The sequence below is a fragment of the Yeosuana aromativorans genome (assembly GCF_014646655.1).
GTDB lineage: Bacteria > Bacteroidota > Bacteroidia > Flavobacteriales > Flavobacteriaceae > Yeosuana > Yeosuana aromativorans.
The window spans coordinates 584,260-601,497 of sequence record NZ_BMNR01000001.1 but is presented as its reverse complement, the minus strand read 5'-3'; the positions used below and the strand labels follow the sequence as shown (position 1 = coordinate 601,497).

Below are 17,238 nucleotides of genomic sequence, written 5' to 3'. Positions count from 1 at the left end.
AAATAGAAAACAACAATGGGATTGCTTCGCTATGCTCGCAATGACGCAAATTTCAAACCAGTTTGAGACCTGCGTTAGGGATGGTAGCAAACTACCGTGTAGTGCGGACAGCCCGACCCGAAGGGTAACGCCCAAAAAAAGAATTATCTTTTATCGCCTTCGCGTTCCCGCATTTTATCCAGTTTTTCCTTGGTGAGCATGTAATCCTTGACGTCTTTATCTTTCCAGCGGTAATACGAAAACAGGGGAAATACGATAAAAAATAGGCCAGCAACCCCGAAGCCAATGAGTTTTTCGGAGTTTTGAAAATCCATGACGTACCCTGTGAAAATGCTTCCCACAGAGGCTATAAAGAAAATGGCAATCAAATATTTCATTCTTTGGTAAAGTTAATTAATTGTCGTCTGTAGGCGGTTAATAGTTTGGATTTTGAAATGAACCCAATATATTTGTTGTCTTTGACCACTGGGAGGTTCCAGGCACTGCTATCTTGGAATTTTTGCATGATATCGGTCATTTTATCCTTATCAAAATCGATGATTTCAGGTGCTGGTTGCATGAGGTCGCGCGCCCGCACTTCGCCATATAAATCCGTGTCAAACATAATGGACCGTAAATCATCCAGAAGGATGATGCCTACCAAGGCCCGGGTTTTGGCATCAATGACGGGAAAAATATTTCGTTTGGATTGAATCACCGCTGTATTGACTATTTCCCCCAAGTTCATATTGGAAGTGATACTTGCAAAATTGGTTTCAATAACTTTGTCAATGTCCATTAAGGTGAGCACCGCATGGTCTTTGTCGTGGGTAATCAATTCGCCTTTTCGGCCCAACTGCATGTTATAAACAGAATGCGGACTAAACTTTTTGGTGACGCTAAATGAAATGACGGCGGTAATCATCAACGGGATGAACAACTCATAACCGCCCGTGAGCTCGGCAATTAAAAAGATGGCCGTTAATGGAGCATGCAATACACCGGCCATAAGACCGGCCATGCCTACCAATGTAAAATTACTTTCAGAAATGGGTGTACTGAACACTCCGGAATGATTCACTATTTTGGCAATGCAATTGCCCATGATGCTTCCCATAAAAAGCGTAGGTGCAAAGATACCACCAACACCACCGGCACCAAAGGTCAAGGAACTAGCAATAATCTTGAAAAACACCAAGCCTGCCAATAGCATAATAACGACCCATATATTGGTTAAATCCAAGTTTAAAAAATTGTTTTCCAGTGCTTTTTCTGGGTGGCCTGCAATCAGGTTGTTGATTACATCAAAACCCTCACCAAAAAGCGGTGGGATGAAGTAAACCAAAACACCAATGCCGATACCGCCAAAAAGGAGCTTTTTAATAGGTGAATCCAATTTGTCAAATAAATTTTCAACATATTCGTAGGCTCGTGTGAAATAGATGGATGTTAATGCTGCTATTAAGCCAAGAGCAATGTAAAAAGGTGCATCGGCAATATAAAACTTGTCTTCTATTTTAAAGGGCAATAGCACATCATCCCCAAAGAAAAAATAAGAGGTTAAAATGGCGGTAAGCGATGCTAATAGAAGCGGTAACATAGATACCAATGTTAAGTCCAGACTAAAGACCTCAATGGCAAAAATAATGGCAGCGATAGGCGCCTTAAAAATGGATGACAGGGCACCGGCAGCGGCACAACCAATCAATAAATTCCGGGTTGTTTGGTTCATGTGGAACATTCTCGCAATGTTTGAACCAATGGCAGCACCAGTGGCCACGGTTGGTCCCTCCAGTCCTACAGAACCTCCAAAACCGACCGTTAACGGTGCGGTTAAAATGGAACCAAACATTTGATATTGCCTGATGAGTCCTTTACGTTTTGAGATGGCATAAAGTGTGGTTGGAATACCATGGCTTACTTTGTTTTTAATGATGTATTTTATAATGAGGTAGACCAACGTAAGCCCAATAAGTGGAAACAAAAAGTAAAATGCGTGGTGGTAATATTTGACGACTTTACCCTCTAAAACGTGCTGGATAAAGTGTGTCATGTTCTTTAAAACCACGGCTCCAAAACCAGAAATAAACCCAATGACAATACTCAATAAGTATACAAATTGTCTATGGGAAATATGTTTTGCTCTCCAAATTAAAAAACGTTTTAAAAAAGTTTGTTTTGGCATGGTGATTATAAAATTACTAAAAATTTATGCAAGATTGGGTTTTATATTTAATACTTGATTTTAAAGGTGATTCTTGATTTTTGCAATAATTAAAAATGAACATCTATAGGCTTTTCTTGTTTGTGGATTTTATCCAATTTTTATTTGGTAAAATTGATCAATTGTCTTCTGTAAGCGGTTAATAGTTTGGATTTGGAAATAAATCCAACGTAGACACCTTCTTTCACAACGGGCAAGTTCCAGGCGCTGCTATCTTGGAATTTCTTCATAATGTCGGTCATTTTATCGTTTTCTATATCAATGATTGCAGGTGCCGGTTGCATGACGTCGCTAGCTCGTATTTCGGTATATAAATCGGTGTCAAACATTATGGATCTTAAATCATCCAGAAGAATAATGCCCACCAATTTTTTGGTATTGGCATTAATGACAGGAAAAATATTTCTATTGGATTTTATAATGGCCGTATTGACTATTTCTCCCAAGTTCATGTTGGACGTTATGGTTACAAAATTGGTTTCTATAACCTTACTGGTGTCCATTAAGGTCAGTACGGCATGGTCTTTATCATGTGTTATTAATTCTCCTTTTCTACCCAGTTCCATATTGTAAACGGAATGTGGTATAAAGTATTTTGTGAGTCCAAAAGACAGGGTTGAAGTAAGCATCAACGGAAAAAAAAGTTCATAACCACCGGTGAGTTCTGCAATCAAGAAAATGGCTGTTAACGGGGCGTGAAGTACACCGGCCATGAGTCCTGCCATCCCCACTAGGGTAAAATTACTTTCTGAAACGGGAGTACTGAATAAGCCACAGTGGTTGATTATTTTGGCAATGGAGTTGCCCATAATACTGCCCATAAAAAGCGTAGGCGCAAAGATGCCACCATCACCTCCTGCAGCAAATGTTAGACTACTGGCAATGATTTTAAAAAGCACTAAGCCCACAAGTAGTATGATGGCCACCCAAATATTGCTGGTGTCCATTTGGAAAAAATTATTTTCCAATGCGATTTGAGTATTACCGGCAATAAGGTTGTTGATAACCTCATAACCTTCACCGTAAAGCGGTGGAATAAAATATATTAATACTCCCAAAAGGATACCACCTATGATTAAGCTTTTGATGGGTGAATTCAGTTTACGGAAAAAAGTATGGAACCATTCGTAAACTTTTGTGAAATAAATAGAAACAAAGCAAGCAACAACCGCTAGAAGAATATAAAATGGGGTGTCTGAAATGACAAACTTATCAACCGATTTAAAAGGTAGCAATATGTCATCACCAAAGAAATAATAGGAGATAAGAACGGCCGAAAGTGATGACAACAAAAGTGGTAGCATGGAGGCTATTGTTAGGTCCAAACTAAACACCTCAATGGCAAAAACAATTCCGGCAATGGGAGCTTGTAAGATAGATGACATGGCACCTGCTGCTGCACACCCAATCAACAAATTTCTGGTTGTTTGGTTCATGTGAAACATGCGCGCAATGTTTGAACCTAGGGCAGACCCTGTTGCTACTGCTGGGCCTTCTAACCCAACCGAACCACCAAAGCCTACGGTTAAAGGCGCCATAAGTATAGAACCATACATTTGATAGCGTTTAATGATGCCTTTGTGTTTTGAAATGGCCAAAAGGGTTGACGGAATACCATGGCCTGCCTTATGCCTTATGATGTATTTCATGGTGAAATATACCAGTGTAAGCCCAATGATAGGAAACACAAAATAAAAGGCACTGTGGTATGACTTGATAACTTTGCCTTCTAACAAATGCTGTATAAAATGTGTTATATTTTTTAAAGCAACAGCACTGATACCAGCAATAAAGCCAATAAACACACTAAGAATATTCACAAATTGCTTGTGGGAAATATGCTTAGCTCTCCAGACAAGTATTTGTTTTAAAATTGTTTGTTTTGGCATGATATTAAACCTATTAAAAAAATCCTGCTGTAGCAGGATTGGGTTTTTATGATTTAATGTTAAGTTTCAAACTCAGTTCTTCAAGTTGTTTATCATCTAATGGGGCAGGAGCATCTATCATGACATCGCGACCCGCGTTGTTTTTTGGGAACGCTATAAAATCACGAATGATTTCCTGACCGGCTAAAATGGCTACCAATCGGTCCAATCCAAATGCGATGCCACCATGTGGAGGCGCGCCATATTGAAAGGCATCCATTAAAAACCCAAATTGGGCTTTTGCTTCCTCAGGAGTAAAACCTAAATAATCAAACATGAGTGATTGCGTTTTTTTGTCGTGAATCCTAATAGAACCACCACCTATTTCATTGCCATTCAATACCAGATCATAGGCATTGGCTTTAACGGCACCTGGATTGGTTGCCAGTAATTCCAATTGGCCGGGTTTTGGTGAGGTAAACGGATGGTGCATGGCGTGATAACGATTGGTCTCTTCATCCCATTCCAATAATGGGAAATCAATCACCCATAATGGCGCAAACTCATTAGGCTTGCGTAATCCTAATCGCGTTGCCAGTTCCATTCTTAAGGCACTTAGTTGGGTTCTCACTTTATTGGTTTCACCAGAAAGCACACAAATTAAATCGCCTGGTTTTGCTCCAGTAATCTCAGCCCATTTGGCCAAATCGGTCTCATCGTAAAATTTATCAACGGATGATTTAAAGGTTCCATCCTCATTGCAACGGCAATACACCATTCCCAGTGCACCTATCTGTGGACGTTTTACCCAATCAATTAATTGGTCAATCTCTTTTCTGGTAAAACTATTGCCGCCAGGGACAGCAATACCAACCACCAATTCGGCAGTATTGAAAACTCCAAAATCTTTGTGTTGTGCTACGGCATTTAATTCTCCAAACTGCATCCCAAAACGGATATCCGGTTTATCGTTTCCGTATAAACGCATGGCATCATCATACAGCATTCTTGGAAATTTATCTACTTCAACACCATTAATTTCTTTAAGTAAATGACGTGTCAAACCTTCAAAGGCATTTAAGATATCTTCTTGCTCTACAAAGGCCATTTCACAGTCTATCTGTGTAAACTCAGGTTGTCTGTCAGCGCGTAAATCTTCATCCCTAAAACATTTTACTATTTGAAAGTATTTGTCCATGCCGCCAACCATGAGCAATTGCTTAAAGGTTTGTGGCGATTGTGGCAAGGCGTAAAACTGGCCCGCATTCATTCGTGATGGTACCACAAAATCACGGGCACCTTCAGGCGTTGATTTTATTAAATAGGGCGTTTCAACTTCTATAAAGCCTTCTTTTGATAAATAATTTCTAACAGCTTGCGCCACTTTATGTCTAAAGATCAAACTGTTTTTTACAGGATTACGGCGAATATCCAGATAGCGGAATTTCATGCGCAACTCTTCACCACCATCGGTTTGGTCTTCAATGGTAAACGGCGGAAGTTGTGCTTTATTCAAAATGGTTAATTTAGACACTAAAATTTCAATGTCACCCGTTGGAATATTGGGATTTTTTGAAGTACGCTCAATGACTTTCCCTGTTACCTGAATGACAAATTCGCGCCCCAAAAGTTTTGCTTCCTGAAAAATGGCTTTTGATGTGCGTTCTTCATCAAAGATAAGCTGGGTAATACCATAGCGATCCCGAAGGTCTACCCAAATCATAAACCCTTTATCACGTGATTTTTGGACCCACCCGGCCAACACGACTTCTTTATTAATATACGATGCATTTAATTCACCGCAAGTATGACTTCGATACATAAGTTAAAAATTAAAAACGCTTAAATGCTTAAAACTCAATACGTATTAAACAGGGTGCAAATTTAGGAAGATATCTTATTAAAAAGCTATGATTTGGGGTTTAAATTATCAATCACCACGACAAATATGCAATTATATTGTTTCTAATAAATAACACTAAAAGTTTGTTTTTTTTTCAAATTATAAAATACAAGATTGTTGATTTATTAAAATTTTTGTAATTTACTTGAATTATTTAAATTAATAATAAAGACTAACTTAAACAATTATCTTATGAAAAAAGCTTTACATTTCAACTTTTATTTGATTGCATTGCTGTTTTTCCCTCTAGCCATGATGGCTCAAGGGACTATTACAGGAACTGTAACCGAGACTAGCACTAAAAACCCGATTCCTGGTGCTAATGTTATCATTAAAGGGACCACTACAGGTACCATTACTGATTTTGACGGTAATTTTACCTTAGATGTAGCTAGTTTCCCCGCTACAGTAGTAATATCATCTCTTGGTTATGATACCAAAGAGATACAAGTAACATCTGCTCAGAAAATCATGGTAGCTCTTACAGAAGGTGTTGCACTTGATGAGGTGATGCTTATTGGTACCAGAAATCCAAATCGTTCAGCAACAGACACAGCGGTACCAGTTGATGTTATTGATGTATCAGAGTTGGTTACTGCAGGACCACAGGTAAATTTGAATCAAATTTTAAATTATGTAGCACCTTCATTTACGTCCAATACCCAAACCATATCTGATGGAACTGACCATGTTGATCCCGCTTCGTTGAGAGGATTAGGGCCCGATCAAGTTTTGGTTTTGATTAATGGAAAAAGAAGGCATAACTCGTCTTTAATCAATGTAAATGGAACCTTTGGGCGCGGTAGTGTTGGAACCGATTTAAACGCAATTCCTGCAGCTTCCATACAACGTATTGAAGTATTACGTGATGGTGCAGCGGCACAATATGGTTCTGATGCCATTGCCGGCGTTATCAACATTGTACTTAAACAAAGTACCAATGAACTTAATTTGAATGTCACCACTGGAGCTAATTTTACAAAAAATGCCAATGACCAAACGGGTGGCGTTGATGGAGAGACCACTAATGTGAGTGCCAATTATGGTTTAGATCTTGGAGATAAAGGTGGTTTTATCAACTTTACAGGAGATTTTGATGTCAGACAAGATTACAGTAGGATGAAAGAGTGGGAAGGAACCGTCTTTAATTTATATAATACAGTAGAGCGTTTTGCCAATAATGACGGCTATGATTTATCAAAATTATTGGATGATGATGTAAATGATGTTATCCAATATGCCAATCAAGCTGGTATTGTATTAAATGGAGCTTCAACAAAAGCGGACTTACAACCCATTTTATCAGCAGATAACACAGCTGCAGAGTTGGCCGCTAGAGGATTGACAAGAAGTGATTTTAACATGCGTGTTGGTCAATCGGCACTGCGTGGTGGTCGGTTCTTTGCAAATTTTTCATTGCCTTTGGATGATAACGGAACTGAGTTGTACTCTTTTGCTGGTTTAAGTTCTAGAACGGGTAATTCTGCAGGATTTTATAGATTGCCAAATCAAAGTAGAACCTATACGCCTGCTTACATAAACGGATTTTTACCGGAAATTAATTCAACTATCACTGATAAGTCAATAGCCGTTGGAATACGAGGCAAAATAAATGACTGGGATGTTGATTTTAGTAACACTTACGGAAAAAACTCCTTTTTATATACCATTGGTAATACTTACAACGCATCTATGCAAAAAGCATCTCCAACATTTTTTGATGCTGGTGGATTTTCATTTGCTCAAAACACCACCAATTTAGACGTTAGTAAGTTTTATGATGATATCATGTCTGGCTTAAACGTGGCTTTTGGCGCTGAATACCGTTTGGAAAATTATGAGATTGTGGCAGGAGAGCAACCTTCATATGCACAATATACAGCAGATGGTCAGGTTATTACATTGGCTTCGCAAGTGCCAGCAAAGGATTTCTTTGGGGCTTCAAGACCTGGCGGCTCACAAGTGTTCCCTGGTTTTAGTCCAGCCAATGAACTATCAAGAGGACGAAGCAGTGTTGCTGGCTATTTTGATATAGAAGCAGACATTACTGACAGTTTCCTATTAAGCGGCGCTTTACGTTATGAAGATTATTCTGATTTTGGATCGACTCTTAATGGAAAAATAGCTACACGATTAAAAGTCAGTGACAACACGAATATTAGAGCTGCATTCAATACTGGTTTTAGAGCTCCATCATTACACCAATTAAATTTTAATTCAACGTCTACTATTTTTGACAACCAAGGAAATCCACAAGAAGTTGGAACCTTCTCCAATGATAGTAAGGCTGCCAAATTATTAGGTATTCCGCAATTAAAACAAGAGACTTCAAGAAGTGTTAGTTTAGGATTTACTTCTAAATTACCAGATGCGCACCTAACCTTTACGGTAGATGGTTATTGGATAGGCATTGATAATAGAGTGGTTTATACAGGCCAATTTAAAGGGCCAGGAACTGGTACAGAATTAGATAAATTATTGTCTCAAGCCAATGCCTCGGCAGCATCCTTTTTTGCCAATGCCATTGACACAGAATCTAGAGGATTGGATATTGTGATTTCACATGATGCCAGAATAGGAACTGCTGCAAAATTGAAAAGTGATTTATCAGGAACTTTTTCAAAAACCAAACAAGTAGGAGGTATCCATGCATCACAAGTATTAATAAATGCCAATCAAGTTGGAACCTATTTCCCTGAGGATAGCCGTATTTATTTGGAAAAAGCCGTGCCACGTGCAAAAATCAACTTAACCAATAATTATACAACCAATAAGTTTAATATCTTTTTAAGAAATGTATGGTTTGGTGAAGTTACAGAAGCTACAACAGTTGTTGCAAACCAACAGGTGTTTGGATCTAAATTGGTAACCGATTTGTCATTTGGTTATCAAATAGCTGAAAGCACAACCATTACCATTGGTGCCAATAACTTATTTGATATTTATCCAGATAGAGCCGATCCTCAATACGGAAACCGTAGCGATGGTCGTTTTGACTGGTCAAGACGATCCCAACAATTTGGTATAGGCGGACGTTTTCTTTTTGCTAGGTTAACTTTTGACCTTAAATAGATAATATTCATTATTAAAAAAAATCCTCAACACACGTTGAGGATTTTTTTATGGGCTTTATTCGGTGATAAGCTTTTCATAATCGGCCACTCTATCTTTGTAGAGCCACATTTTAAATCTGGTTACCAGATAAAATAAAATAGGAACGACTATAAGTGTTAAAAAGGTAGCCACAAACAATCCGTAAATAACAGTCCATGCCAATGGTCCCCAGAAAATCACGTTATCGCCACCAAAATAAATATTGGCATCAAAATCGCTAAAGAAGCTAAAGAAATTAATGTTGAGTCCTGTAGCTAATGGGATAAGCCCCAAAATAGTTGTAATAGCCGTTAATAAAACAGGACGTAAACGTGCCTTACCAGCTTTAACAATAACTTCCAAAAGTTCTTCTTTGTTGATGTATTGTTCTGGTTCCAGATTGTGTATAATCTTTTTTCTGTCAATTAATAACTGGGTATAATCCAGAAGTACCACACCATTATTAACCACAATACCGGCAAGCGATATGATTCCCATCATGGTCATCATGATAACAAAGGAACTTCCTGTAATAACCATACCGCCAAATACGCCAATCAAGCTTAAGAACACGGCCATCATAATAATGCCTGGTTTGGAAACCGAGTTGAATTGGAATATCAAAATAAAGAAAATCAAAGCCAATCCGGTTAAAAACGCACCATTTAGAAAATCTTGTTGTTTTTGTTGTTCTTCTATTTGACCGGTGTAATCAATTTTTACACCATCAGGTTTTTCAGAAAAAGTTTGCATTTCATGTTGAATTTGAGATACAATGGCCGATGCATCAATGAATCCAGGTGATAATGCAGAATACAAGGTCACTACACGTTTGGTATCCCTGTGCTTAATAGCACTAAAACCCGAAGTATTGTTTTGTTTGGCAACGGCTGATACAGGAATTTCCTTTATCTGTCCGGTGGCCATATCCCTAAAGGTTATTTTCTGGTTAAAAAGCGCACTGGTGTTATACCGGTTTTCTTCATTAAACCTTACATAGATGTCATAATCATCTCCGCCTTCTTTATAGATACCTGCTTTGGCACCAAAAATGGAATTTCTAAGTTGTTGGCCAACTTGCCCTGAGGAAATACCCAGTTCACCTGCTTTTTTTCTATCTACATGAACTTGCATCGCAGGTTTTGATTTGTTCACGTCAATTTTAAGTTCATCAATACCCTGAATATTTTTGGTGTTGATGAAGTTTTTCATTTTTTCAGCGGTATTGATCAACTCAGCATAATCATCACCTTCCAATTCAATGTTTATGGGATAACCTGCTGGCGGCCCCACGGCATCTTTTTCAACAGAAATGGCAACACCCGGATACACATCTTTAAGAGCTTCCTGTACTTTTTTAAGAAGGACTTTACTATCAGCACCTCTTCTAAATTTGAACTCGCGCATGGTAGCCGTGATTTTGCCTCGATGTGGCATTTCAGCCGCTGAACCGGCGTCTGTCTGTGGATTTCCTGCACCTTCACCAACTTGTGAAACCGCACTTTCTGTCATAAAATTATAATCACCATCCATATACATGGGGTCGTTGATGATTTTATAAACGCGTTGCTCAATATCCTTTGTGATGGTATTGGTTTTTTTAATGTCGGTCCCTTCAGGATATTCTATGTACACAATAATCTGGTTCGGTGTGTTATCAGGGAAAAACTCCACTTTGGTACGTTGGTTGGCCAAGGAAGCACCAAACCCTGCAAACGCTATGATGAGCAGCAGTAATGTTCCTAAACTTATAAAAATAGGCCTTTTGTTTTTTAAGGCTGCTCTTAAGGTTCGTTCGTACAAACGCTCATAGCGTGGTAAAATATCATTTTGAAAATGATTGGACCATTTTCTAAGGAACAGTCTGTAAACCCATAACAAGATTGAGGTAATTACCATTAAGGTTCCCAATCCTCGGTAAGGGCCTCCAAAAATAAACACAAGAATACCAATAACAGCTATTGTAGCGGATATTTTGATGATCTGTTTTAAAGGCAGGTTTTTATCTTCAGTGGTCATGAATTGAGACACCATAACCGAATTGAAGAAAATGGCAACAAATAATGAGGAGCCCAACACAACGGATAGGGTTATTGGAAAATAAATCATGAATTCTCCCATCATACCGGGCCACATGCCTAACGGAATGAAAGCTGCAACGGTAGTTGCTGTTGAAATAATAATAGGAAAAGCGATTTCACCAATACCTTTTTTGGCAGCTTCAATTCTGCTTAAACCTTCCTCACTCATTAAACGATAAACATTTTCAACCACCACAATTCCGTTGTCAACAAGCATACCCAGACCCATAATCAATCCAAATAAAATCATGGTGTTCATGGTGTATCCTAACATATTCAATATCATAAGCGACATAAACATGGACATAGGAATGGCAAAACCAACGAACAAGGCATTTTTAAATCCTAAGAAGAACATTAATACCGTTACGACCAGAATGATCCCAAAAAAGATATTGTTTACCAAGTCATCTACTTGACCAATGGTTTTTGAGGATTGGTCATTGGCAATGGTAACTTTTAAATCTGGGGGAAATACATTGGCTTTAGCTTTATCAACAATTGTTTGTATTTGTTCGGCAGCTTCTACCATGTTTTTTCCAGCACGCTTTTTAACATCAAGCATGACCACTGGGTGTCCAAACTCTCTGGCATAGGTTGTTTTGTCCTCGTCCTTAAAGGTCACTGTGGCAATATCTTTTAAATAAATGGGGTTGTTGTGTTCCGATTTTACAACAAAGTTCTCTAAATCACTTGGCTTGTCTATCTCACCAATAATCCTGATAGTACGCCGTTGACCGCTGGTAATTAAGTTACCGGCAGACATGGTCATGTTTTCACCATTTATGGTATTGATGATATCATTAAAACTAACTTGGGCAGCCATCATTTTGTAAATATCAACAGCTACTTCAACTTCTTTTTCTTGGGCGCCACGGATATCTACTTGTTTGATTTGTGGCAGACTTTCTATTTCATCTTCAAGATATTCGCCAAATTCTTTGAGTTTATCAACTGGGTAATTCCCGGAAATATTAATGTTTAGAATAGGCATTTCTTCCGAAAGGCTTAAATCAAACACATTGGGCTCTACTTTGGCACCATTAAAAGTAGGCCAATCTTCTCCAGAAGTTTCAGAATCTACCTCGTCTTTTACCTTTTGTTTGGCTGCTTCAACAGAGATGTTTTCATCAAATTCAACAACAACAATAGAATAATCCTCTTGTGATGTTGAGGTGATTTCAACAACGTTGCTCACCGTTTTTAGCTTATCTTCAATAGGGTCTGTAATCAGTTTTTCAATGTCTTCTGCGGTATTACCGGGGTAAATGGAACTGATGTAGATTTTTGTTTCCTTGACTTCTGGGAAACTTTCCCTGGGCATGCTATAATAGGCACCAGCTCCCAAGAGGAGTATCAAGGCCATTAACACATACATGGTTGTTTTGTTGTTGATAGCCCAAGAAGAAAACGCAAACTCTTTATGTATATCTTTTTTCTTTTTTGTCATGTTTTAAAGTTTAGTTGGTTGAACTATTGTTTGTCCTCAACAGAAAGGATTTTTATTTCCTGTCCATCTTCAACACTTCTTGCACCTTCCTCAATAATTTCGCTTCCGTCTTCCAAACCAGACAGTATTTCAATGTAATCGCCTTGTGTTTTTCCGGTTTTCACAATGACTTGTTTAGCATTGGCTGTTTGGTCGGATTTATTGGTTACGGTATAAACATATTGATCGCCTTCAGCATTTTCTGAAATGATACTTTGCGGAATCAAAATAGCCTTGTTATTTGTGTAATCATTGATTTTAAGTTTGGCTGTTAGGTTGGGTTTTATTTGATTGTCCGAATTGGGAACTTCAACCTCAACTTTAAAAGTCCTGTTAGCTGGATTGATAAAGTTACCTGCTTGGCGCACTTTTGAATCCAATGAGGTTCCAAGAATGGGGAATTCAACCAAGACGTCTTTTCCTTTGGTTACAGTTGAAATATAACGTTCTGGCACATCGGTTTCAATATACATATTGTTAAGGTTCACAATTCTAAATAACGGCGATTGCCCTGGAGCTACTACACTACCTTGATCCGTAATAACATCATCTATAGTGCCTGAAAAGGGCGCTCTAACATTGGTTTTTTCTATTTGCTGTTGTAATTGGTCAACAGCTCTAGACTGTGCTTCATAAGACGATTTGGCTTGAAGGTATTGAATTTCGCTACCTATTTTTTGGTTCCACAAACGTTCTTGGCGTTCAAAGGTTGTTTTGGCCAAATCAGCTTGAATTTGTAATTGTACCAATTGTTGGCTTAAACCGCCATCATCAATTTTAGCCAATAGCTGCCCTTTGTTAACTTTTTGTCCTTCGGTTACATAGACTTTAGTTAAAACACCGGAAAATTCTGGATAGATAACCAGGTTTTGCTTGGTGCTCACGCTACCTTGCAATTCGATATAATGGGTAAACATAGATTCTTTAATATGAACCGTGGTCACTAAAGGTATTTTTTCCAACGGATCCAATTCCTTTATTTTTGCTTCCAACTGCTTCAATTCTGCACTAAGAACCTGTTGTTGCTCGTCTAATTGCGATTTCTTTTGTCTGATTTTTTCAATGTTATTGGTTGCGATAACATCTTCTACAGATTGTCTTTTCTCTCCACCACAAGAGGAAAGAACCAATGCTAGGGTTATAATTGATAAAATATGTTTCATAATTTGATTGATTTAATTAGTTGTTGACTGTATTTAATAAGGTTTCCAGCACTGCTTTTTTGTTGATCACATCAAGCATGGCCTGTAAATATTCTTGTTGGGCAGCATAAAGTTGAATCTGTGCTTGCCTTAAATCAAAGCTTGATGAAATGCCCTCAAAAAACTTGGTTTGGTTTTTTTGTTCAATTCGTTCGGCAAGGTTTAAATTTTGTTTTTTATTATCGTAATCTTCAATAGCAAATTGATAATCACTTTTAGCTGATGCAATTTGCAACTGGAGTTTTTGTTCGGTTTCTATCAAATCGTCTTTTGCTTTTTCAAGATTGATTTTGGCCCGTTGTGTGGCAGCTGTTCTTCCTAATGAACTGAAAATAGGAATAGACAGATTAACCCCAAACAGTGATGAGCCAAACCATTTTTGGTTTTTGCTGGTAAAATTAAAATTATCACTATAGGCTTGGTAACCACCATTAACAAAAGCATTTAATGTTGGTAGAGCTTTGCTTTTTTCAAATTTTAACAAAAGCGCTTTTGCTTTTTTGTCGTTCTCGGCTATTAGGTAATCTATATTGTTTTCTACATTGGTATCTGTTTTAAGTAAATCCAATGACATATTTTGTAGGCTCAAATCTTCAAGCGAATCCGTTAGTACTGAGTTGTTGTAAACATCAAGCCCCAATGTGATGTTAAGCATTTGATAGGCCAAGGTTTTTAACCTTTGGGTGTTTTTCAAGGAACTTTCTACACTTGATAATGTGATTTGTAATTGCTCAACGCTTTCTTCTTCTTCAAACCCGTTTTCATAGATTTTGGTCAATTCATCCAGGTTTTTTTCTAAAGCAGCTTTGTTACGTTCAAGAATTTGAACACTTTGTTCGGCCAATAACACATTGCCATAAGCATTAATAACTGCTTTTCTTACTTCTAGATCGGTTTTTATTTTGGCGTTTTTTGAAATTTCCAAATAGACTTTAGCAGATTGAAGTCCTACCAGGTAAGAGCCATCAAATATTTTTTGGCTTAACGTTGCTGTTGCTGAAACGCTTTGCTTGGTGCCAAAAGTGACTTCGGCAAACTCGCCGGGATTTCCACCAAAAAATTCAGCAGGGATTAACGATACTTGTTGCTTTAAAAAGTTTTGATAATCTACAGACGCATTTATTTGTGGCAATCCTGTTGATGTGGTTTCCCATTTTTGTTGTTTGGCAGCTTCAATATCGCGTTGGGCGTTTTTTGCTGTTCTGTTGTTTTCCAATGCATAATCTATAGCTTCCTGTAGGCTAAATTGCTTGGGTTCTTCTTGCGAAAATGATTTTAGGCCTAGTAAAATAACTACTAAGTAAAAGATTTGTTTTGTCATGTTTTATGATTGATTGTTGATGAATTTATTTAAGGTTAACAGCCCTTTTTCTGTGCAAATACCACGTAGGTGATACTCTAAATAATTATTCATTAAGGTGTTCATTGAAAAATGGTTTAAGGGGAATAACTCGTTGTCTTTTAAAATGGTCATGCAATGAAAATAAATTCTTGAAATAAAATTTATATCTAGGGTTTTTCTGTATAATCCCAGTTCTATACCTCTGTTCAAATTTTCAACAACACATTTCTGCATAATTTCAAACTGCTTTTTTTTGAGGGTACTGAAAATCTTGGGATAATATTTTTGGAGTTGGTACTGTGGCGAAGACTTTTCATCTTTTAAATGCTCCATCACAAATTGCTTGATGTCAAATATCTCTTCAATGGGGTTCTTTTTAGACGAACAAATATCACTGATACCACATGAAATATTTTCAAAAACATGCATGGTCACAGCCTCAACCAATTTGGTTTTATTTTCAAAATGCTGGTAAATGGTTTTTTTTGATATTCCCAAATGATTAGAAATATCATCCATGGTAATACTTTTAAACCCATAATTTAAAAACAATTCAGCTGCGTTTGTCAATATTTTGTTTTTCATAATGGCGCAAATGTACAACAGGAAACTTTAAAAACAAAAAAAGTTTCCAAAGTTTTAATGATTTTTTAACATATAATTTACATACACCCTTTTTCATGTGATGTTTTAATTTATTTTTGCTGTATGCTATCAATAGAAACATACCAAAACAAGTTTATTGATTTTCTTAAGGACTATTCTGTAATTAAAGATCCTGTTAATCTTTACGAACCCATTCAATATATATTAACATTGGGCGGTAAACGATTGCGCCCTGTTTTAACATTAATGACTTCCGAAATTTTTAATTGTGACTACAAAAAGGCATTACAGGCCGCCTTAAGTATTGAGGTGTTCCATAATTTTTCGTTGATACACGATGATATTATGGATGATGCCCCATTGCGAAGAGGACAGGAAACGGTTCATGAGAAATGGGATGTCAATACCGGGATCTTATCAGGCGATGCCATGCTGATTATGGCATATCAGCTATTTGAGACCTATGATAATTCAACTTTTAGAGCTTTGGCAGAATTGTTTAGTAAAACAGCGCTGGAAGTTTGTGAAGGCCAACAATATGATGTGGATTTTGAAACCCGTGATGATGTTACCATTGCAGACTATTTAAAAATGATTGAATATAAAACAGCTGTTTTAATTGGGGCCGCCATGAAAATGGGTGCCATAGTTGCTGGAGCTTCTGAAAAAGACCAACAAAACATCTATCAATTTGGTAAAAATTTAGGCATTGCATTTCAATTACAAGATGATTATTTAGATGCTTTTGGAGACCCTAAAACCTTTGGAAAGCAAATTGGAGGCGATATTATTGAAAACAAAAAGACCATTTTATACATCCACGCCTTACAATTATCAAATGAAAAAGAACGTGAGGCCTTAACGCATTTATATAGCCTAAACCCAAAGGATGCTACGGAAAAAATAAAAACGGTTAAACATATTTTTGAATCCAGTGGTTCACAAGAAGCCACAAAACAAGAGATACTATCTTATACTCAAAAAGCGTTTATGGTTTTGGATTCGTTGGATATTTCAGAAGATAAAAAATTACTTTTGAAACAATTTGGAGAGCAATTAATGAACAGAAACGTATAATGCAGGTTCCCAACACCTACGAGGCATTGGTTGAAGAGGCTAGCCAACTGGATTTATATAAAAAACTAGTTGACCAGCTTAACAAGGACTTTTTGTTGGCCAATATTGACCTTGACTTCCATCAGGATATTTTACCCTCTAGTTTAAAACTCTTGCTTCACGAAACGGTTTATGAGCTGATACAACATAAATTTACAGATTACCTCAATTTATTGTATATCATTGATGTTCCCGAGCATCAGATAAAACAGATGGATGGTTATGACACCTTACAACTATCTGAAGAAGTATCGTTCTTGATTCTCAAGCGCGAATGGCAAAAAGTTTGGTATAGACACAAATATTAATTTTTAATTAGGATAAACTTATCCTAA

General features: G+C 37.4%; 11 protein-coding genes. 3 read left to right on the top strand and 8 right to left on the bottom strand.

Features of this window, described 5'->3' with window-relative positions:
* Window positions 1-143 precede the first annotated feature (143 nt).
* From IEW94_RS02390 to aspS, 4 genes are all read right to left on the bottom strand, one after another.
* Window positions 144-377, bottom strand: a complete 234-nt coding sequence (locus IEW94_RS02390) for a hypothetical protein (RefSeq protein WP_188649662.1) — start codon at window positions 375-377, stop codon at window positions 144-146.
* The gene (locus IEW94_RS02385; protein ID WP_188649661.1) at window positions 374-2,164 is read right to left on the bottom strand and encodes a chloride channel protein; all 1,791 of its coding nucleotides are present in this window, start codon (window positions 2,162-2,164) and stop codon (window positions 374-376) included. Before IEW94_RS02385 ends, IEW94_RS02390 begins: the two co-directional genes overlap by 4 nt.
* Window positions 2,165-2,304: 140 nt before the next feature.
* Window positions 2,305-4,092 (bottom strand): chloride channel protein, encoded by a 1,788-nt coding sequence (locus IEW94_RS02380; RefSeq protein WP_188649660.1) that lies wholly within the window; start codon window positions 4,090-4,092, stop codon window positions 2,305-2,307.
* 46 nt (window positions 4,093-4,138) lie between these two features.
* Entirely contained in the window at window positions 4,139-5,893 is a 1,755-nt protein-coding gene (aspS, locus tag IEW94_RS02375) for an aspartate--tRNA ligase (protein ID WP_188649659.1), read from the bottom strand.
* A gap of 273 nt (window positions 5,894-6,166) precedes the next feature.
* Here aspS and IEW94_RS02370 point away from each other — a divergent pair, with 273 nt between their 5' ends.
* On the top strand, window positions 6,167-9,046 hold the full coding sequence (locus tag IEW94_RS02370; protein WP_188649658.1) for a TonB-dependent receptor: 2,880 nt from the start codon (window positions 6,167-6,169) through the stop codon (window positions 9,044-9,046).
* Between the two features lie 57 nt (window positions 9,047-9,103).
* On the opposite strand, the gene IEW94_RS02365 is transcribed toward IEW94_RS02370, so the two are convergent.
* The 4 genes from IEW94_RS02365 to IEW94_RS02350 are packed head-to-tail and all read right to left on the bottom strand — an operon-like array spanning window position 9,104 to window position 15,766.
* The gene (locus IEW94_RS02365; RefSeq protein ID WP_188649657.1) at window positions 9,104-12,598 is read right to left on the bottom strand and encodes an efflux RND transporter permease subunit; all 3,495 of its coding nucleotides are present in this window, start codon (window positions 12,596-12,598) and stop codon (window positions 9,104-9,106) included.
* A gap of 23 nt (window positions 12,599-12,621) precedes the next feature.
* The gene (locus IEW94_RS02360; RefSeq protein WP_188649656.1) at window positions 12,622-13,800 is read right to left on the bottom strand and encodes an efflux RND transporter periplasmic adaptor subunit; all 1,179 of its coding nucleotides are present in this window, start codon (window positions 13,798-13,800) and stop codon (window positions 12,622-12,624) included.
* Window positions 13,801-13,816: 16 nt separating this feature from the next.
* Window positions 13,817-15,160, bottom strand: coding sequence for a TolC family protein (locus IEW94_RS02355; RefSeq protein WP_188649655.1), 1,344 nt, complete (start codon window positions 15,158-15,160; stop codon window positions 13,817-13,819).
* A gap of 3 nt (window positions 15,161-15,163) precedes the next feature.
* Window positions 15,164-15,766: a TetR/AcrR family transcriptional regulator gene (locus IEW94_RS02350; RefSeq protein ID WP_188649654.1), complete on the bottom strand. Its 603-nt coding sequence runs from the start codon at window positions 15,764-15,766 to the stop codon at window positions 15,164-15,166.
* Window positions 15,767-15,889: 123 nt separating this feature from the next.
* Here IEW94_RS02350 and IEW94_RS02345 point away from each other — a divergent pair, with 123 nt between their 5' ends.
* Both IEW94_RS02345 and IEW94_RS02340 read left to right on the top strand, forming a co-directional pair.
* The gene (locus IEW94_RS02345; protein WP_188649653.1) at window positions 15,890-16,864 is read left to right on the top strand and encodes a polyprenyl synthetase family protein; all 975 of its coding nucleotides are present in this window, start codon (window positions 15,890-15,892) and stop codon (window positions 16,862-16,864) included.
* On the top strand, window positions 16,864-17,211 hold the full coding sequence (locus IEW94_RS02340) for a hypothetical protein (RefSeq protein ID WP_188649652.1): 348 nt from the start codon (window positions 16,864-16,866) through the stop codon (window positions 17,209-17,211). The genes IEW94_RS02345 and IEW94_RS02340 overlap by 1 nt, the downstream gene beginning before the upstream one ends.
* Window positions 17,212-17,238 lie beyond the last annotated feature (27 nt).